Source organism: Caballeronia sp. GAFFF1 (assembly GCF_023630705.1).
GTDB lineage: Bacteria > Pseudomonadota > Gammaproteobacteria > Burkholderiales > Burkholderiaceae > Caballeronia.
In genome coordinates this window covers 83,295-101,328 of record NZ_JALQEM010000012.1, presented here as the reverse complement: position 1 = coordinate 101,328, position 18,034 = coordinate 83,295, and the positions used below count along the sequence as shown (strand labels likewise).

The 18,034-nt window shown below is 64.2% G+C and carries 21 protein-coding genes and 1 tRNA gene; 8 read left to right on the top strand and 14 right to left on the bottom strand.

The annotated features are described in order from the left end of the window. The first annotated feature begins 208 nt into the window (after positions 1 to 208). Together NCR37_RS05515 and NCR37_RS05510 are read left to right on the top strand one after the other, a co-directional pair. On the top strand, positions 209 to 667 hold the full coding sequence (locus tag NCR37_RS05515) for a DUF2844 domain-containing protein (RefSeq protein WP_250472119.1): 459 nt from the start codon (positions 209 to 211) through the stop codon (positions 665 to 667). 17 nt (positions 668 to 684) lie between these two features. Further along, on the top strand, positions 685 to 1,971 hold the full coding sequence (locus NCR37_RS05510) for a DUF3443 domain-containing protein (RefSeq protein WP_250472118.1): 1,287 nt from the start codon (positions 685 to 687) through the stop codon (positions 1,969 to 1,971). A gap of 55 nt (positions 1,972 to 2,026) precedes the next feature. Here the strand turns inward: NCR37_RS05510 and pcaC are convergent, their stop codons facing one another. The 6 genes from pcaC to NCR37_RS05480 are packed head-to-tail and all read right to left on the bottom strand — an operon-like array spanning position 2,027 to position 7,190. Then, a complete protein-coding gene (pcaC, locus tag NCR37_RS05505) occupies positions 2,027 to 2,419 on the bottom strand; it encodes a 4-carboxymuconolactone decarboxylase (RefSeq protein WP_250472117.1) in 393 nt (130 codons plus the stop codon). Next, positions 2,416 to 3,210: a 3-oxoadipate enol-lactonase gene (pcaD, locus tag NCR37_RS05500; protein ID WP_250472116.1), complete on the bottom strand. Its 795-nt coding sequence runs from the start codon at positions 3,208 to 3,210 to the stop codon at positions 2,416 to 2,418. Before pcaD ends, pcaC begins: the two co-directional genes overlap by 4 nt. Before the next feature lie 4 nt (positions 3,211 to 3,214). Further along, a complete protein-coding gene (locus tag NCR37_RS05495; protein ID WP_250472115.1) occupies positions 3,215 to 4,585 on the bottom strand; it encodes a 3-carboxy-cis,cis-muconate cycloisomerase in 1,371 nt (456 codons plus the stop codon). Between the two features lie 4 nt (positions 4,586 to 4,589). Further along, a complete protein-coding gene (gene pcaF / locus NCR37_RS05490; protein WP_250472114.1) occupies positions 4,590 to 5,792 on the bottom strand; it encodes a 3-oxoadipyl-CoA thiolase in 1,203 nt (400 codons plus the stop codon). A 27-nt stretch (positions 5,793 to 5,819) separates the two neighbouring features. Beyond that, positions 5,820 to 6,476 (bottom strand): 3-oxoacid CoA-transferase subunit B, encoded by a 657-nt coding sequence (locus tag NCR37_RS05485; protein ID WP_244848463.1) that lies wholly within the window; start codon positions 6,474 to 6,476, stop codon positions 5,820 to 5,822. A 12-nt stretch (positions 6,477 to 6,488) separates the two neighbouring features. Further along, positions 6,489 to 7,190 carry a 3-oxoacid CoA-transferase subunit A gene (locus NCR37_RS05480; protein ID WP_250472113.1) on the bottom strand — a complete coding sequence of 234 codons (702 nt, stop codon included), beginning with the start codon at positions 7,188 to 7,190 and terminating at the stop codon, positions 6,489 to 6,491. A gap of 219 nt (positions 7,191 to 7,409) precedes the next feature. Here NCR37_RS05480 and NCR37_RS05475 point away from each other — a divergent pair, with 219 nt between their 5' ends. The 6 genes from NCR37_RS05475 (at position 7,410) to NCR37_RS05450 (ending at position 11,286) form a co-directional block, all read left to right on the top strand. After that, positions 7,410 to 8,228: an IclR family transcriptional regulator gene (locus tag NCR37_RS05475; RefSeq protein ID WP_250472112.1), complete on the top strand. Its 819-nt coding sequence runs from the start codon at positions 7,410 to 7,412 to the stop codon at positions 8,226 to 8,228. A 21-nt stretch (positions 8,229 to 8,249) separates the two neighbouring features. After that, positions 8,250 to 9,173, top strand: a complete 924-nt coding sequence (locus NCR37_RS05470; protein WP_250472111.1) for a LysR family transcriptional regulator — start codon at positions 8,250 to 8,252, stop codon at positions 9,171 to 9,173. Between the two features lie 43 nt (positions 9,174 to 9,216). Continuing rightward, positions 9,217 to 10,107, top strand: coding sequence for a LysR family transcriptional regulator (locus tag NCR37_RS05465; protein WP_250472110.1), 891 nt, complete (start codon positions 9,217 to 9,219; stop codon positions 10,105 to 10,107). 37 nt (positions 10,108 to 10,144) lie between these two features. Beyond that, positions 10,145 to 10,600 (top strand): hypothetical protein, encoded by a 456-nt coding sequence (locus NCR37_RS05460; protein ID WP_250472109.1) that lies wholly within the window; start codon positions 10,145 to 10,147, stop codon positions 10,598 to 10,600. A gap of 95 nt (positions 10,601 to 10,695) precedes the next feature. After that, positions 10,696 to 10,772 (top strand) — tRNA-Pro (locus NCR37_RS05455). 190 nt (positions 10,773 to 10,962) lie between these two features. Continuing rightward, positions 10,963 to 11,286 carry a hypothetical protein gene (locus tag NCR37_RS05450; RefSeq protein WP_250472108.1) on the top strand — a complete coding sequence of 108 codons (324 nt, stop codon included), beginning with the start codon at positions 10,963 to 10,965 and terminating at the stop codon, positions 11,284 to 11,286. A gap of 6 nt (positions 11,287 to 11,292) precedes the next feature. On the opposite strand, the gene NCR37_RS05445 is transcribed toward NCR37_RS05450, so the two are convergent. The 8 genes from NCR37_RS05445 to infC all read right to left on the bottom strand — a co-directional run bounded on the left by NCR37_RS05445 (position 11,293) and on the right by infC (position 18,032). Then, complete coding sequence (locus tag NCR37_RS05445; RefSeq protein ID WP_250472107.1) at positions 11,293 to 11,892, bottom strand: short chain dehydrogenase; 600 nt, start codon at positions 11,890 to 11,892, stop codon at positions 11,293 to 11,295. A 127-nt stretch (positions 11,893 to 12,019) separates the two neighbouring features. Beyond that, positions 12,020 to 12,403, bottom strand: coding sequence for a MerR family transcriptional regulator (locus NCR37_RS05440; protein WP_250472106.1), 384 nt, complete (start codon positions 12,401 to 12,403; stop codon positions 12,020 to 12,022). A gap of 83 nt (positions 12,404 to 12,486) precedes the next feature. After that, positions 12,487 to 12,894, bottom strand: a complete 408-nt coding sequence (locus NCR37_RS05435; RefSeq protein ID WP_159835930.1) for an integration host factor subunit alpha — start codon at positions 12,892 to 12,894, stop codon at positions 12,487 to 12,489. 47 nt (positions 12,895 to 12,941) lie between these two features. Next, positions 12,942 to 15,374 carry a phenylalanine--tRNA ligase subunit beta gene (gene pheT, locus NCR37_RS05430; protein ID WP_250472105.1) on the bottom strand — a complete coding sequence of 811 codons (2,433 nt, stop codon included), beginning with the start codon at positions 15,372 to 15,374 and terminating at the stop codon, positions 12,942 to 12,944. A 77-nt stretch (positions 15,375 to 15,451) separates the two neighbouring features. Next, positions 15,452 to 16,465, bottom strand: coding sequence for a phenylalanine--tRNA ligase subunit alpha (gene pheS, locus NCR37_RS05425; RefSeq protein ID WP_250472104.1), 1,014 nt, complete (start codon positions 16,463 to 16,465; stop codon positions 15,452 to 15,454). 215 nt (positions 16,466 to 16,680) lie between these two features. Beyond that, complete coding sequence (rplT, locus tag NCR37_RS05420; RefSeq protein WP_008350196.1) at positions 16,681 to 17,040, bottom strand: 50S ribosomal protein L20; 360 nt, start codon at positions 17,038 to 17,040, stop codon at positions 16,681 to 16,683. 25 nt (positions 17,041 to 17,065) lie between these two features. After that, positions 17,066 to 17,263 (bottom strand): 50S ribosomal protein L35, encoded by a 198-nt coding sequence (gene rpmI / locus NCR37_RS05415; RefSeq protein ID WP_004191477.1) that lies wholly within the window; start codon positions 17,261 to 17,263, stop codon positions 17,066 to 17,068. Between the two features lie 241 nt (positions 17,264 to 17,504). Then, positions 17,505 to 18,032 carry a translation initiation factor IF-3 gene (gene infC, locus NCR37_RS05410; RefSeq protein ID WP_175940639.1) on the bottom strand — a complete coding sequence of 176 codons (528 nt, stop codon included), beginning with the start codon at positions 18,030 to 18,032 and terminating at the stop codon, positions 17,505 to 17,507. Positions 18,033 to 18,034 lie beyond the last annotated feature (2 nt).

The following is an 18,034-nucleotide window of genomic DNA, read 5'->3' as shown; positions in this document are numbered from 1 at the left end:
ACCGCTCCGGCACACATTTGACAATTTATGACACTCACGCAATTCGTCAATGCGCCCTGACAGTTTTCGCAACCTCTTGTTTCTGCGGCGCTAATCGCCTTTCTTCACCGCTTGTACGGGCTGTCTCGCTCCCATATCGCCCGCCTTCGCATTCATCTTAAAATTCGATTTCAAAAATAGGACTGCTCCTATACCAATCGAGAGAACGATGCGAAACATAAGACATCCTCAGTACCTTCTCGCCGCGGTTTGCCTCGCGCTCGGCGCCAGCGCGCCCTGCCACGGGCAGCTCGGCGCCACGAAACGGGCGCCGGACGCTTCGGACGGCGCGGTGGTTCACCGGGCGCAAAGCGGCCTGCTGACCTATCGCGAGACGACCGACGCACACGGGATCGTGGTACGCGAATACGTCGATCCGGCTGGCACCGTCTACGCCGTGTCGTGGCGCGGACCCGCGATGCCGAACGTCGAGGCGCTGCTCGGCGCGTACTTTCCGCGCTTTCGCGAGGGCGCGCGCGCGACGGCGGGCGATGCCGGCCTGCACACGGCGCGCGTCGCGGACGGGAACCTGATCGTCGAGAATCGCACCCGTCTGCGCCAGTTCAGCGGGCGCGCGTGGCTCGCCAGCGCCTTGCCGGCGGGCGTGTCGGCGGCGGATATTCAATAACGCGCGAGAGACCTGCCATGACTATCCGCACGCTCTTTCGTCTACCCGTGGTCGGCCTTTGCGTGCTGCTTCATGCATGCGGCGGCGGCTCGGGAAGCACCACCGCTTCGCCGCCCGCGCCATCGGCCGCGAGCGCGCCCACGGCGGCGAGCACGCCGGCACCGGCAAGCGCCCCGGTCGCCGCCAGTTCACCGGGCGCGGCGAGCAACGTCGTCGTGCAATCCACGACGCCCAACGTGCAGCCGATTCAGGTCACGCGAACCGTCACCGGCACGCGCAACATGCTGCAAACGAGCGTCACGCTGTGCGTGCCGGGCACGAACACGTGCCAGACCATCGACAACATTCAGGTCGATACCGGATCGCAGGGGCTGCGGGTGCTCGCGTCCGCGCTCGCTCCGTCCATTGCGCTGCCGCTCGTCGGAGGCAACGCGGCCAATTCGGCCGTCGCGGAATGCGCGGTCTTCGGCTCCGGCTACACGTGGGGCTCGGTCCGTCAGGCCGACGTGCGGCTCGCCGGACAGGTGGCGAGCGCGATCTCCGTTCAGTTGATCGCGGACTCCGCCGTGCCCGCCGCCGCCACGGATTGCAGCCAGTCCGGTCTGCCGATGCTCACCGCGTCGAACCTGCGCGGCAACGGCATTCTGGGCGTTGGGCCGTTTACCGCCGATTGCGGCGGCGGTTGCGCGGCATCCGCGATGCCGCGCTGGTACTACAACTGCACGTCGACGGCGTGTTCGGCGAGCACGGTCGCGGTCGCGCAGCAGGTGACGAATCCGGTCGCGCGCTTTTCCACCGACAACAACGGCGTGCTGATCGAACTGCCGGCCGTGCCGCCCGAAGGCGCGTCCACAGTCGCGGGAACGATGACCTTCGGCATCGGATCGCAGGCGAATAACTTGTTGGGCTCGGCGACGGTGCTCAAATCCAACTCCATCACCGGTTACGTCTCGACGAACTTCGGCGGCAGCGACTACGGTTCGAGCTTCATCGACAGCGGATCGAACGGCCTCTTCTTCCCTTCGACCACGCTCACGTCGTGCGGCGTCTGGTACTGCCCGGGCACGACGCAATCGCTGAACGCGACGCTCAGTTCCGCGACCGGCGCATCGGCTGGCGTGTCGTTTTCCGTCGCTAAATCGACGACGCTTCTGTCGAGCGGCAATAACGCGTTCAGCAATCTGGCGGGGCCCGCGAGCGGCTTCTTCGACTGGGGCCTGCCGTTCTTCTACGGCCGACGCGTGTTCACCGCGCTCGAAGGCCGCGCGACGCCAGCGGGCAACGGGCCGTACTACGCGTTCTAGAAGCGCAAAAGCCGTCTCCCGAATCGCGGGGACGGCTTTTTGGAAGGTGATCCGGCTACTGCCCGCCCGACCGCGCTTCCTCTTCGAAGATCTTCTGCGCGAGGTGGAACGCCGAGTTCGCCGCAGGCACGCCGCAGTAGACGGCGGTCTGCATCAGCACTTCCTTGATCTCCTCCTGCGTCACGCCGTTGTTTTTCGCGGCGCGCAGGTGCAGCGCAAGTTCTTCGCTGCGGTTGAGCGCCACCATCATCGCGATGGTGATGAGACTGCGCGTGTGGCGCGGCAGGCCTTCGCGCGTCCAGATCTCGCCCCACGCATAACGCGTGATGAAGTTCTGGAATTCGGTCGTCAGTTCGGTGCGGTTGGCGAGCGACCGGTCCACGTGCGCGTCGGACAGCACCGCGCGGCGCACCTTCATGCCGGCTTCGTAGCGTTCGTCGTCGGTCATTGCTGTTCTCCGAGGAAGTCGAGCACGGCGTGCGTGTAGGCGTCGTGCTTCTCGATGTTCGACAGATGCGCGGCATCCAGTTCGACGTAGCGCGATCCGCCGATGGCGCCCGCGAGTTCGCGGCCCTGCTCGGCCGTTGTCGACATGTCGTGCGTGCCCGCGATCACGAGCACCGGCAGCGCGATGGTCTTCGCCTCTTCGCGAAGGTCGGCGTCGCGGATCGCCTCGCAGTTGGACGCGTAGCCGTCGCCCGACGTATGGCGGAACACGTCGCGAATATTGGCGAGCACGAGCCGCTCCCGCTCGATGAACGGTTCCGTGAACCAGCGCGCGATGACGCTGTCGGTGAGCGCGGCCATGCCGTTGGTCTCGCGCGCCTTCGCGGCGCGCGGCGTCCAGACGGCGTCCGAGCCGATCTTCGCGGCCGTGTTGGACAGCACCACGCGCGAGAACCGCTCGGGATGACGCGCAGCGAGCCCGATGCCGGTGAGCCCGCCCATCGAGAGGCCGCAGTAATTCGCACGCTCGATGCCGACATGATCCATCAGCGCGATCACATCGCCGATCAGTTGATCGACGGTGTACGGGCCGGGCGGCACGTCCGAATGGCCGTGACCGCGCGTGTCGTAGCGCAGCACGCGGTAGTGCTTCGCGAACGCCTCGATCTGCGGCGTCCACATCGACACGTCCGCGCCGAGCGAATTCGAGAGCACGAGCCACGGCGCGTCGTTGCCGGCCGTGGCGTCGATCCGGTAGTGAATCCGGGTTTGATTGATAGCGGCGAAAGGCATGCTGTTATTGCTCCGTGTCTGGATACTGGCGATGCTGCGCGAGCGCGGCATCGACGAACGCCTGAGCCTGACCGACGTAGTTCGCCGGATCGAGCAGTTCCTTCAGGCGCTCTTGCGAGAGATGGGCGCTGACCGTTTCGTTCGCGGCGAGCACGTCGAAGAGCGACTGACCGCTTGCGACCGCCGCCTTCGACGCGCCTTCCACCAGCTTGTGCGCATCCAGCCGGCCGATGGCGTCGCCGAGCGCAAGCATCACGGCTTCGCCGAGCACGAGGCCGTTCGTCGCGTTCAGATTCGCCGCGAGCCGCCCGTCGTTCACTTCGAGCCCCGGCACGATGTCCTTCACGTTGGCGAGCGCGCCCGCCGTCAGCCGCGCGAGGTCCGGCAACGCTTCCCACTCGGCTTGCCAGCCGCCCAGCGCGCGCTCGTGTTCCTGCACCATGCCCGCGAAAATGGTCGCGACGAGGTTCGGCGCGCGCGTGGCCGCCGTAAGCACGGCCGCGCAGCCGACCGGATTGCGCTTGTGCGGCATCGTCGACGAGCCGCCCTTGCCCGCAGCCGACGGCTCGGCCACTTCGCCGAGCTCCGTCTGCATCATGAGCGAAATGTCCCGCGCGATCTTGCCGAGCGTGCCGGTCAGCATGCCGAAGAAGGACGCCGCTTCCGCGATCCGATCGCGCTGCGTGTGCCACGGCAGCGCGGGCAGCGCGAGGCGCAGATCGTCGGCGAGCGCGCGCGCCGTCGGGAGCGCCTTGTCGCGCAGGCTCGCGAGCGTGCCCGCCGCGCCGCCGAACTGGAGCACGAGCGCGCGTGCGCGCACATCGGCGAGACGCGCGCGATGACGCGTCGCCGCGTCCAGCCATTGCGCGAACTTCAGGCCGATCGTGATCGGCAGCGCTTGTTGCAGCCACGTGCGGCCGATCATCGGCGTCGCGCGGTGCTTTTCCGCCTGATGCGCGAGTGCATTGGCGAGCGCTTGGAGATCAGCGTCGATGAGATCGAGCGCCGAGCGCAACTGCAGCACGACGCCCGTGTCGATAATGTCCTGGCTCGTCGCGCCCCAATGCACGTACTTCGCGGCTTCGGCGTCGCGCGCCTTGACGACGGCGGTGAGCTGCTTGACGAGCGGAATCGCGAGATTCCCGCCCGCCGCCGCGCCCGACATGAGCGCGGCAGCGTCGATGTTGTCGGCGTCGCACGCGGCGACGATCGCATCGACGGCGCTCGCGGGAATCACGCCCGCTCTTGCCGACGCGCGCGCGAGCGCCGCTTCGACATCGAGCATGGCCTGCACGGTGGCGCGCGGCGACCACACCGCGTTGGCCGCTTCGCTGCCGCAGATGAGGTCGGTCAGGCGTCCGGTGGAGTCGAACATGTCGTCAGACGCGCTCGATGATCATCGCGATGCCCTGCCCCACGCCGATGCACATGGTGCACAGCGCGAAGCGGCCGCCGGTGCGTTCGAGCTGATACGTCGCCGCCGTGACGAGCCGCGCGCCGCTCGCGCCGAGCGGATGGCCGAGCGCGATCGCGCCGCCGTTCGGATTGACGCGCGGATCGTCGTCGCCGACGCCGAGCATGCGCAGCACCGCGAGCCCTTGCGAGGCGAACGCTTCGTTCAGCTCGATCAGGTCCATCTGATCGATGGTCATGCCGAGCCGCGCAAGCAGCTTTTGCGACGCCGGCCCGGGCCCGATGCCCATGACGCGCGGCGGCACGCCGGCCGTCGCCATACCGAGAATGCGCGCGCGCGGCGTCAGGCCGTGGCGCTTCGCGCTGTCTTCGTCGGCGATCAGAAGCGCGCAGGCGCCGTCGTTCACGCCCGACGCGTTACCCGCCGTCACGCTGCCGTCCGGCCGCACGACGCCCTTCAGCTTCGCCAGCGCTTCGAGGCTCGTTTCGCGCGGATGCTCGTCGCGATCGACGACGATGGCATCGCCCTTTTTCTGCGGGATCGTGACCGGCGTAATCTCCTGCGCGAGCGAGCCGTCCTTCTGAGCGCGCGCCGCCTTCTGCTGGCTGCGCAGCGCGAACGCGTCCTGATCTTCGCGGCTCACCTTGTAGTCGTCGGCGACGTTCTCGGCGGTTTCCGGCATCGAATCGACACCGTATTGCTTCTTCATCAGCGGATTGACGAAACGCCAGCCGATGGTCGTATCGTAAATATCGGCCTGACGCGAGAACGCGCTCGTCGCCTTGCCCATGACGAACGGCGCGCGGCTCATGCTTTCGACGCCGCCCGCGACGAGCAGCCCCGCCTCGCCCGACTTGATGGCGCGCGCCGCAATGCCGATGGCGTCCATGCCCGAACCGCAGAGGCGGTTCACCGTCGAGCCGGGCACGCCCACCGGCAGGCCCGCGAGCAGCGCGGACATGCGCGCGACGTTGCGGTTGTCTTCGCCTGCCTGATTGGCGCAGCCGTAGATGACTTCCTCGACCGCTTCCCAGTCCACTTCCTTGTTGCGCTCCATCAGCGCGCGCAGCGGCACGGCGCCCAGATCGTCCGCGCGCACCGACGACAGCGAGCCGGCGTAGCGGCCGAACGGCGTGCGGATCGCGTCACATACGAATGCATCTTTCATCGCTTGCTCCAAATCTAGATAGGTTTCTCAGGCTGCCTCGGAAATGGGCGCGTACTGAAGCGGCACGTTGGCCAGCTTCTGCAATTCCTCGAACGACAGACCGTCGACGATCTCGCGCACGACGAAGCCGTCCGGCGTCACGTCGAACACGGCGAGGTCCGTGTAGACCCGGTCCACGCACTGCACGCCCGTCACCGGATAGGAACACTCGGCCACGAGCTTGCTTTCGCCCTGCTTTGTCAGCAGTTCCATCATCACGTAAACCTGCTTTGCGCCGATGGCGAGGTCCATTGCGCCGCCGACCGCCGGAATCGCGTCGGGCGCGCCGGTGTGCCAGTTCGCGAGATCGCCTTTCGCCGACACCTGGAACGCGCCGAGCACGCAGAAGTCGAGATGGCCGCCGCGCATCATCGCGAACGAATCCGCGTGATGGAAGAACGCGCCGCCCGTCAGCAGCGTGACGTGCTGTTTGCCGGCGTTGATCAGTTCGTCGTCTTCTTCGCCTTTCGCGGGTGCGGGGCCCATGCCGAGCAGCCCGTTCTCGCTGTGCAGGAAGATTTCGCGGTCCGCCGCGAGATGATTGGCGACGAGCGTCGGCACGCCGATGCCCAGATTCACATATGCGCCTTCGGGAATGTCCGCGGCCACGCGCTTCGCCATTTCGTCACGAGTGAGTTTCTTCATGGCATCTATCCTTTATGCGGCTTCGGCGGCGAGTTCGGCGGCATGCACCGCTTGCGGCACTTCCACGACGCGCTGCACGAAAATGCCGGGCGTCACGATGTGTTCCGGGTCGAGTTCGCCAAGCGGCACGACCTTCGACACCTGCACGATGGCCGTCTTGGCGGCGCTCGCCATGATCGGCCCGAAGTTTCGCGCCGTCTTACGATAGACCAGATTGCCCCAGCGGTCGCCCTTGAACGCCTTCACGAGCGCGAAGTCCGCGTGCAGCGGCGATTCGAGCACGTAATGCCTGCCGTCGATTTCGCGCGTTTCCTTGCCTTGCGCGAGTTTTGTGCCGTAGCCGGTCGGCGTGAAAAAGCCGCCGATGCCCGCGCCCGCCGCGCGAATGCGCTCCGCGAGATTGCCCTGCGGCACGAGTTCCAGCTCGATTTCGCCGGCGCGGTAGAGGGCGTCGAAGACGTGCGAATCCGTCTGCCGGGGGAACGAGCAGATGATCTTGCGCACGCGCTTTGCCTTCAGGAGCGCAGCGAGCCCGGTGTCGCCGTTGCCCGCGTTGTTGTTCACGATGGTCAGCTCACGCGCGCCCTGCTCGATGAGCGCGTCGATCAGTTCGGACGGCATGCCCGCCGTGCCGAATCCGCCGATCATGATGGTCGCTCCGTCGTGAACATCCGCCACCGCGGACGCGAGCGATTCGAAAATCTTGTTGATCATTGCCGTTCTTCTCCGGTCCCGTTCGGCGCGCGCAGACACTGCGCGCTGCTTCGAACTTCGGGTTTACCTGCGCGTCGATGACGCTTGCATGAGTGTGTTCGGTATGCGAACATCGATTCGTTTAGCGAACAACCGAATGGTAGTCCCGCGTTCGTTGCAGTGTCAACGAAACCCGCGTAAATCGCGGGTTTGTACGGAGCCAGAGCCGTCGAGAATGTCATGAACAAGCTTCCAACGCCCTCTTTCGATACCGACGTGCAAGACGCGCCGTCGCGTCCCGGCGACGCCTACGTGCAGTCGTTTGCGCGCGGCCTGGCCGTGATCCGTTCGTTCAATGCGAGCCGCCCCGCGCAAACGCTCACCGATGTCGCCGCCGCCACGGGCCTCACGCGGGCCGGCGCGCGGCGCATTCTGCTCACGTTGCAGTCGCTCGGCTACGTGGAAGCCGACGGCCGGCTCTTTCAACTGACGCCGAAGATTCTCGATCTCGGGTTCGCCTATCTCACGTCGATGCCGTTCTGGAATCTGGCCGAGCCGGTCATGGAGGATCTCGTCGAGCAGGTTCACGAAAGCTGTTCGGCGGCCGTGTTGAACGCCGCGGAAATCGTCTACGTGCTGCGCGTGCCGACGCACAAGATCATCACGCAGAATCTGTCCATCGGCAGCCGTCTGCCCGCGTTCTGCACGTCGATGGGCCGCGTCCTGCTCTCCGCGCTCGACGAGGCGCGGCTAGACGCGGTGCTCGACGCCAGCGACATCGTCGCGAGAACGCCGCACACGATCACCGACCGCAATGCGTTGAAAGACGCGATCGCGCTGGTGCGCCGCCAGGGCTGGGCGATTGTCGATCAGGAACTGGAGGAAGGACTGATTTCGATGTCCGCGCCGATTCGCGACCGGCAAGGCCGCGTGATCGCGGCGCTCAATATCAGCGGCAACGCGCAGCGCAAGAACGCGAAGCAGATGGTGAAGGCGTTTCTCGCCCCGCTGCAAAGCGCGGCGCAACGCGTCTCCGAACTGGTCGCGCGACGCGGCTGACGGCGGCCTGCGGTCCACATCATGAACGACCTCGACCTGAACCTGATCCCGTTTCTCGTCGCCATCGAGGAAACGCGCAACGTGAGCCGCGCAGCGGAGCGGCTCGGCGTGAGTCAGCCGCGCGTGTCGACGGCGCTCGGGCGGCTGCGCGAATACTTCAACGATCCGCTGTTCGTGCGCACGTCGCGCGGCATGGAGCCGACGCCGCGCGCGCTCGCGCTCGTGCCCGCGGCGCGCGAGGCGCTGAGCCGCATCGAGCGCGGCCTGCTCGATACGCAACATTTCGATCCGTCTTCCAGCACCGACACGTTCGCCATCGCGCTCTCGGATGTCGGCGAGATCGTGTTTCTGCCGCGTCTGTTGCAGGCGTTCGCGAAAGAAGCGCCGCACGCGAATCTGCGCTCGGTGTCGGCATCGCACGGCGAAGTCGAGCGCGGGCTCGCGTCCGGCGACATCGATCTGGCCGTCGGTTACTTTCCCGACCTGCACGGCAACAACTTCTTCCAGCAGCGGCTTTTCTCGCATCGCTTCATCTGCCTGATGCGGCGCGATCATCCGTTCGCGAATGCGCCGCTCACGCTGGAACGCTTCGTCGAATGCGGTCACGCGGTCGTGCGCGCGGAAGGACGCAGCCAGGAGATCCTTGAGAATTATCTGGACAAAGAGCGCGTGCGGCGCCGCGCCGTGCTGGAGACGCCGCACTTCATGAGCTTGCCGTTCATCCTGTCGCGCACCGATCTGATCGCGACGGTGCCGCATGCGATCGGCTTCGCGTATGTCGCCGAGCACGCGTCGATCACGCTCGCGGAGCCGCCGCTGCCGTTGCCGCGCTTCGATCTTAAGCAGCACTGGCACCGCAAGTATCACAACGATCCGCGCACGACATGGCTGCGCGGCGTCGTCGCCTCGCTCTTCAACGACGCGCTCGATGAATGGCCGAGGTGATCCGGCTAAGATCGCGCTTTCCCTTCCCCGCGGATTCTTAACGATGGATGCGCTCACCAGCCTGCGCGTGTTTCGCGAAGTGGTCGAAGCCGGCAGCTTCGTGAAGGCGGCCGAGCGCCTCGACATTTCAACGGCGATGACGAGCAAGCATGTCGCGAATCTCGAACGTCAACTCGGCGTGCGGCTGCTCAACCGCACGACACGGCACCTGAGCCTGACCGAAGCAGGCAGCGTGTATTACGAGCAGTCCCGCGAGGCGCTCGACATATTGCAGGCGGCCGAGGCGGCGGTCGGCGCAAAGACCGCCGAGCCGAAGGGCGTGCTGAAGGTGACGGCGCCGGGATGGTTCGCGAATCGCCGGTTCGCGGATCTGCTCGTCGCGTATCAGGCGCGTTACCCCGGCGTGCTGGTGGACTTGCGGCTGGAGAACCGCTTCGTCGATCTCGTCGAAGAAGGCTACGACATGGCTTTGCGCGCGACGTCGGAACCGTCGCCTTCGCTGATCGTGCGGCCGCTGTGCACGATGCCGTTCGTGCTGGCCGCCTCGCGCGCTTATCTCGAACGTCACGGCGAGCCTCGCCATCCCGACGATCTCGCGCGGCATCGCATGGTTCTGCCGACTTATACGAACATCGAGTCCGTCACGCTCTCCGGTCCGGACGGCGCTTTCACCGTCAAAAATCAAGCCGTGTTGAAAACAAACGACACTTCGATGGCGCTCCAACTCGTCAAAGCCGGCATCGGCCTCGCGTATTTCCCGGTGTGGATCGTCGAAGCGGAGTTGGCGTCGGGCGCGCTCGTGCGCGTCTTGCCGAGCTACGCGGCCTTTGCGCCAGCCGTCTACGCGGTGTACACGAGCCGCAAATACATGACGACGAAGGTGCGCACGTTCATCGACTTTCTCTCCGGGGCGCTGGCGGATCGGCCAAACTGATTAGGAATACTCTTATTCAAGCGAAACGGGGCTGCGTGTGAAGATCGCGCCCGGCGTCCGGTTGGCGGACTGCCGATCTCTTCAGCGCATGAGGCATCCGCACATGGACTTCCCCTGGGTTCCGTTGCTTTTCAATCTGTTACTGCTGGGCGCCGTGCTCTTCGCGTGCCGCACGGCCAACGCGGCCATCGGCAAACCGGTCTGGAACGGCGCGCTGATCTACTGCGCTTTTTGCGTGCTGGCCATGGTGCTCGACTTCATTCTGACGATGGTCTTCGCGTCCGCGGACTTCCATGCGCATACGCGGTACGAGGCCGTCGGGTCGCGCACGGCGTGGAGCGCGCGCGTGCTCGGCTATCTCGTTCCGTGTGCGGTGTCGCTGGTGCTGGCGCTGCGGTTCCGGCAGCGGCAACGGAGCGCCAGGCCGCGCGTCGTGGAGGCGAAGATGCCGGAGATGGTGGAAGCAGATGCCAGTTCGGCCGCGGCGTCGTAACGCATGAGCGGCAGAAGTGGATTCTTCGACGTTTGCCGTAAAAATAGCCGAAGCAGTTCTACTATCCGATTCGCTCTGATATACTTTCGCTCTTTCGGGGCGTAGCGCAGCCTGGTAGCGTACCTGCATGGGGTGCAGGTGGTCGGAGGTTCAAATCCTCTCGCCCCGACCAAAATCCAAAAGGCTCTCCGGCTTCTGGCCGGAGAGCCTTTTGTTCAATTCGGCTCCGGTTTCCTCGCTTGGCCAAGACGACGTTCCGCGTCAGGCGCGTGTCTCGAAACCGCTGCGGCGCGCGAGAATTCACTTGCGCAACAGCCACTTAAGCTCTAATGTTCGACTGACACATAAGGAGCGGCACCGCAATGCCTCTGTCCGCTTGCGCCCCTGTCGATCACAGGCGCGCCCAGCCCGACTACATCCCATCCTCTTTGCGCAGTGAGATCGCCAGAAGGTTTGATGCGCGAAGTGGTGCGCGCGTGGCGCGCTTCGGCCGCATCTATCCCGGCGGCAGCCGCTATGTCTGTGTAAGCGCGCCCGACACAATACGCGGCGGCTTCTACGCGCTCTGTTTCTTTCACCACGGCGCGAACGACTGGCGCATATACCCACCGCGCGGTATCGGGCCCAGCATCGTCTATTGGTCGGTCGCGGGATCGGAAAAGAGCGTCAAGGCCGCACCGGGCTGACGCCGCTCATCCTTTGGCGACGAGCAGCACTTCTCCGGTCATCGCTTCGTCGATCGTGCGCTTGTATGCCCGCGCCACATCGGCGGCCGGGATGCCGCCGGACGGGTCCTTGCCCATCGACTGAAGCGTCTCCGCGACCCATCCCGGACTCACTACGTTGACCCGCATCTTGCCCTGCAACTCCAGCGCCGCCGCACGCGCGAATCCTTCGACGCCCGCATTGACGATACTCACGGCCGCGCTGCCGGTCATCGGCTGTTGAGCGAGCGTGCCGCTCGTCAGCGTGATGCAGCCGCCCGCGTCCACATGTCCGATCGCGCAGCGCACGAGGTTGACCTGTCCCATCAGCTTGTTGGCGAGACTGAACGCAAAGTCGTCGTCGGAAAGGGAGTCGAGCGGCGCGAACTTCGCCGTTCCGCCGACGCATAGCACCGCGCCCACGTTGCCGACCGTCGAGTACATGGCCGCGACGCTCGCCTTGTCCGACAAATCCACGGCGACATCCGAGCCCTTGCGGCTCGCCGTTATGACATCGTGCTCGGGCGCCAGAATCCGCGCGATCTCCGTGCCCAGCAATCCTGTCGCGCCCACGATCAACACTCGCATAAAGCCTCCCTGAAGAGAACGAGAAAGATACGCGGGTATCGTACAGCCGGCCCGCGATGCACGCTCGATGCAAACGAAAAAGCCGCGATACGCGATCGCGGCTTTTTGGTGTTCATGCGACCGGCGCTCACCCGCCGAGCAGATCGATCACCTGCATGATCTCCTTGCGAAGCTGATCCACGTCGACCGCCGGCTGCTGCGCCTCTCCCGCGCCGGAAGACTCGGCGGACATGGCATCGTCGCCATTGGCGCGTCCTTGCGCGTCGAGCCGGTTACGCGCGCCGTTGATCGTGAAGCCCTGCTCGTAAAGCAGTTCGCGAATCCGTCGGATCAGCAAGACTTCGTGATGCTGATAGTACCGGCGGTTGCCGCGCCGTTTGACCGGCCTCAGCTGCGTGAACTCCTGTTCCCAATAGCGCAGCACGTGCGGCTTGACACCGCACAACTCGCTGACTTCGCCAATCGTGAAATAACGCTTGGCCGGGATCGGAGGCAAGACGACTTTTTCCATCGTCGATCAACCATCGTGGTGAGTGATGTCGATGAAGCGCGGCGGTCGGACAGCGGGATGCGCCCTTCGGCGCGAGAAACGCGTCAGCGAGTCAGACTCGTCTCCGCTCCCGTTTCGACCAGCGCCTTCAGCTTCTGGCTAGCATGAAACGTGACGACCCGCCGCGCCGCGATGGGAATGGCTTCGCCAGTCTTCGGATTGCGTCCCGGACGCTGCGGCTTGTCGCGCAACTGGAAGTTGCCGAAGCCCGACAGCTTGACGCTGTCGCCGCTTTCGAGCGCGTCGCGGATGACCTCGAAAAACGCTTCGACCATGTCCTTCGCTTCGCGCTTGTTCAGACCGACGTGGTCGAACAGCATTTCCGCCAGTTCGGCTTTGGTGAGCGTCGGCGTGTCATTCGACAACGCGCCCGAAGTGGTGTTGTCTCGGGTCATGGCGCTACGCTGCGCCGAAAGAAGGGCTTCGAAATCACTCGAGTTCATTTGGTTCATATCGGTAAAACGGCAAATGCGATTGAGACGGAGGGGCCAACTGCAGGCTATCCGCGCAACCGCGCGCCGTGTACTCGAGCCAGGCGATCCACCAGCGTGTTGATGGCCGTGTCGACCGTTTCGTCCTGAAGCGTGCCGCCAGTATCTTGCAACGTTACACGGAAGGCAAGACTTTTCTCATGCGCTCCCAAACCACCGGAAGTGTTTGATTTTGGACGAAATTCGTCGAAAAGCACAACCCGCGTGACGTACTTGCAGGCGGGCTCGGAACGGGCGTTTTCGAGCTCGTCGAGAAGTGCCTGCACGGGCACGTTCTGATCCACGACGACGGCGATATCGCGGCGCACCGGCGGGAATTTCGATACCTCGGACGGCGTCGGCAGCGCGCGTTCCATGAGCGCTTCGGCGTCGATTTCGAAGAGAATCGGCGCGTGCGGCAGGTCGTACTTCTGCATCCAGCGCGGATGCAATTCGCCGATCCAGCCGACCGCGCGCCCAGCTATGTCGATGCGCGCGCTGCGTCCCGGATGCAGCGCCGGATGTTCGGCCTTCACGAAGCGCGGCACGACCGGCGCGAACAGCGCTTCGACATCGCCCTTCACGTCGAAGAAGTCCACTTGGCGCGACGCCACGCCCCACTGTTCTTCGAGCGCGGGACCATATGCGAGACCGCCGATGCGCTTCGGCTGCGCGAAGCCTTCCACGGTGAGTTCGCCCGCTTTGACCGACGCATCACGCAGAAACACGCGCCCTGCTTCGAACACGCGGATGCGGTCTGCGCGGCGGTTCAGGTTGTAGCGCAGCACGTCGATCAGACTGCCGAAGAGCGTCGTGCGCATGACCGAAAGCTGGCTCGCGATCGGGTTGATGAGCCTGACCGGATTGTCGTTGCCGGCGAAGTCCTTCTCCCACTCCGCGTCCACGAAGCTGAAGTTGACCGTCTCTGAATAGTCGCGTGCGGCAACGGCATGACGCAGCACGTGAATGGAGCGCACCGTCTCGTTCGTGCGGCGCATCTCGCTCGCGGCCACGGGCGGGCGCGCAGGAATCTTCTCGAAGCCGTAGATGCGCGCGACTTCCTCGATCAGGTCCTCTTCGATCTCGATGTCGAAGCGATACGGCGGCGGCGTCACCTTGAAGGTGTCGCCGTCACGTTCGAACGCGAGATTCAGACGCGAGAAAATCTGCGCGATCTCCTCCGCGCCGATCTGCACGCCGATGATGCGATGCGCGCGCTCGACGCGCATCGTCACCGGCCGACGCTCGGGCACGTTGAGGATCTGATCGTCGACCGGACCGGCTTGGCCGCCGCAAATATCGAGGATCAGTTGCGAGATGCGTTCGATGTGCTCGACCGTCGTCGAATAATCGACGCCGCGCTCGAAGCGATGCGCCGCGTCCGTCGAGAAGTTGTACTTGCGCGCCCGGCCGCGGATGGCGTCGGGCCACCAGAACGCGGCTTCCAGATAGATGTTCGTGGTATCCAGCGAGACGGCCGTGCTGTCGCCGCCCATGATGCCCGCGAGACTTTCGACTTGGCCGTCGTCCGCGATCACGCCGACGGTTTCATCCAGCTCGACGGTGTTGCCGTTCAGAAGCTTGAGCGACTCGCCCTTCTTGCCCCAGCGCACTTCGATGCCGCCGTGAATCTTGTCGAGATCGAACACGTGCGTCGGACGGCCGAGTTCGAGCATCACGTAGTTCGAAATATCGACGAGCGCGGAGATGCTGCGCTGGCCCGCGCGTTCGAGACGCTCGACCATCCATTGCGGCGTCTTCGCGCGTGCGTTCACGCCGCGAATCACGCGGCCGGAGAAGCGGCCGCACAAGTCCGGCGCCAGGACCTTGACCGGGAGCTTTTCGTCGAGCGTCGTCTTGACGGGCGGCATGTCGAGCGTCTTCAACGGCGCCCCGGTGATCGCCGCCGTTTCGCGCGCGACGCCGAACACCGAGAGGCAATCCGCCTTGTTCGGCGTGAGCTTGATTTCGAAGACGGTGTCGTCGAGGTTCAACGCTTCGCGAATGTCCTCGCCGACCTTCGCGTCCGCCGGAAGAATAAGCAGACCGCTGTGGTCTTCCGACAGCTTCAGTTCGCGCGCCGAGCACAGCATGCCCTGGCTGTCGATGCCGCGCAGCTTCGTCGGCTTAATGGCGAACGGCTCGCCGCCCGCTTCGACCGGCGGCAACACCGCTCCGATCAATGCCACCGGCACCTTGATGCCCGGCGACACGTTCGGCGCGCCACAGACGATGTTCAACTGCTCGCCCGTGCCGGCATCGACCTGACAGACGTTGAGCTTGTCCGCGTTCGGATGCTTCGCCACTTCCAGCACTTGCCCGACGACGATCTTCGCGGTCGGCGGCGCGACCGGGCGCAGGTCTTCGACTTCGAGACCGGCCATCGTCAGCGCGTGAGCGAGTTCGTCGGTGGAGAGCTTGGGATCGACGAAGCTACGGAGCCATGATTCGGGGAATTGCATGTGTGTCTACGTTCGAATGAGGTGGTGTCTCTCGCCCGATGCTTCTGCGAAAACCGGGCGTCGCGGGCTGTGCGGCTTCAGGCGAACTGGCGCAGGAAACGCAGATCGTTCTCGAAGAAGAGGCGCAAGTCCTGCACGCCGTAACGCAGCATGGTCAGACGCTCGAGGCCGCTGCCGAACGCGAAGCCGATATACCGCTCCGGGTCCAGACCCATGTTGCGGATGACGGTCGGGTGCACCTGACCTGAGCCCGAGATTTCCAGCCATTTGCCCGCGTTCTTGCCGTGCTCGAACATCATGTCGATCTCGGCCGACGGCTCCGTGAACGGAAAATACGACGGGCGGAAGCGCACGAGAATGTCGTCGCGCTCAAAGAACTTCTTGAGGAAATCGGTGTAGACACCCTTCAGGTCCGCGAAGCTGATGTTCTCCTCGATCCACAGGCCTTCGACCTGATTGAACATCGGCGAATGCGTGGCGTCGCTGTCCACGCGATACGTGCGACCCGGCACGATCACCTTGATCGGCGGCTTATTCATGCGCGCGTAGCGCACCTGCATCGGGCTCGTGTGGGTGCGAAGCAGGAGCGGACGTCCTTCGGCGTCCTTGCCATCGACGTAGAACGTGTCCTGCATCGAACGCGCCGGATGATTCTCCGGGCTATTCAACGCGGTGAAGTTATACCAGTCGGTCTCGATTTCGGGACCATCGGCCACGTCGAAACCGATCGAGCCGAAAATCTGCTCGACGCGTTCCCACGTGCGCATCACCGGATGCAGCGTGCCCACGCTCGCGCCGCGCCCGGGAAGCGTAACGTCGATCGCTTCGGCGGCGAGCCGCTGATTCAGCAGTGCATCGGCCAGCGCCTGACGGCGCGCATTGAGCGCGGCCTCGACCTGCTGCTTGGCCAGATTGATGCGCGCGCCTTCGGTTTTCTTCGCTTCCGGATCGAGCTTGCCCAAGCCCTTCAGCAGTTCGGTCAGCGCGCCGGACTTGCCGAGAAAGCGGGCCTTCTCGTTTTCGAGCGTCGTGGCATCGGTGGCGTGTTCAAAGGCGCTTTTCGCGTCGGCGACAATCTGGTCCAGATCCATTGATCCCATCTTTTCAACGTCGAAAGTTCAGTCTGATTTACGGTTTTGCGCGTGCCCTGGCAGCAAACAAAGCCAAGGAAGCCAACAATCCAAGTCAAGCGCAAAACCGTCCGGCCAACAAAAACGGGGCTCGGTGAGAGCCCCGTTTTCTGCCTTCGCGCAACCGTCTACGACACGGCGACGCTCAGGCAAACCACGCAGTACTAATTTCGCAATTAGGCTGCGACGGCGGCTTTCACCTGCTTGACGATCGCAGCAAAAGCAGCCTTGTCGAACACAGCCATGTCAGCCAGCACCTTGCGGTCGAGTTCGATCGAAGCCTTCTTCAGGCCGTTGATGAACACGCTGTAGGTCATGTCGTGCTGACGCACCGCCGCGTTGATACGCGTGATCCACAGTGCGCGGAACACACGCTTCTTGTTGCGGCGATCGCGGTAGGCGTACTGCCCGGCGCGCATGACCGCCTGCTTGGCGATGCGATAGACGTTATTGCGACGGCCGCGGTAACCCTTGGCCAGACGAATGATCTTCTTGTGACGGGCCCGTGCGGTAACCCCACGTTTTACTCGAGGCATGTTGCTCTCCTTAAGTTAGATGAGGTTAGGCGAACGGCAGCATTGCGCGGACGGAGTTCAGATCGGAATCATGAACGGCCGTGGCGCCACGCAGATGGCGTTTGTTCTTGGTGGTTTTCTTGGTAAGAATGTGGCGCTTGAAGGCCTGACCGCGCTTGACGGTACCGCCCGGACGCACCACGAAGCGCTTTGCAGCACTCTTCTTGGTCTTCATCTTCGGCATGAAACTACTCCAGTTTATTAGATGGTCATGGGTGTGCGGCTGATCTTCACGTACCGGCCAAGATCCCTTCCCGCCCTTCGAAACCCACGCGCCACTTGTATGCGGACGATCTCGTTCATAGACCGCCGCTTTTCATGAACCGCGCCACTGAACCGGCACGCTTCTGAAACCGCTGGCGATGCCGCGCTGGCCGCCCTGTCTGCAGACCGGGCGGCGCGCGATCCATCGCTTACTACTGTGCTTACTTCGCCTTCTTCTTCGGCGCCAGCACCATGATCATCTGGCGACCTTCCATCTTCGGCATCTGCTCGACCTGGCCGACTTCGTCCAGATCCGCCTTCAGGCGTTCGAGCATGCGCATGCCGATTTCCTGGTGCGCCATTTCGCGCCCACGGAAACGCAACGTGATTTTCGTCTTGTCGCCATCTTCGAGGAAGCGCGTGAGGTTGCGCAGCTTGACGTTGTAGTCACCGTCATCCGTGCCGGGGCGGAATTTGACTTCCTTCACCTGCACGATCTTCTGTTTCAGCTTTGCCTCGTGCTGCTTCTTCGCTTCCGAGTACTTGAACTTGCCGTAATCCATCAAACGGCAGACAGGCGGCGAGGCCTGCGGCGCAATTTCGACGAGATCCACGTCGAGCTGTTCCGACTGACGGAACGCCTCGGCCAGTTTCACGATTCCGAGCGGCTCGTTGTCCACTCCGACCAAGCGCACTTCCGGTGCAGTAATTTCACCGTTGATGCGATGTGACGACTTATCAGTAGCGATGT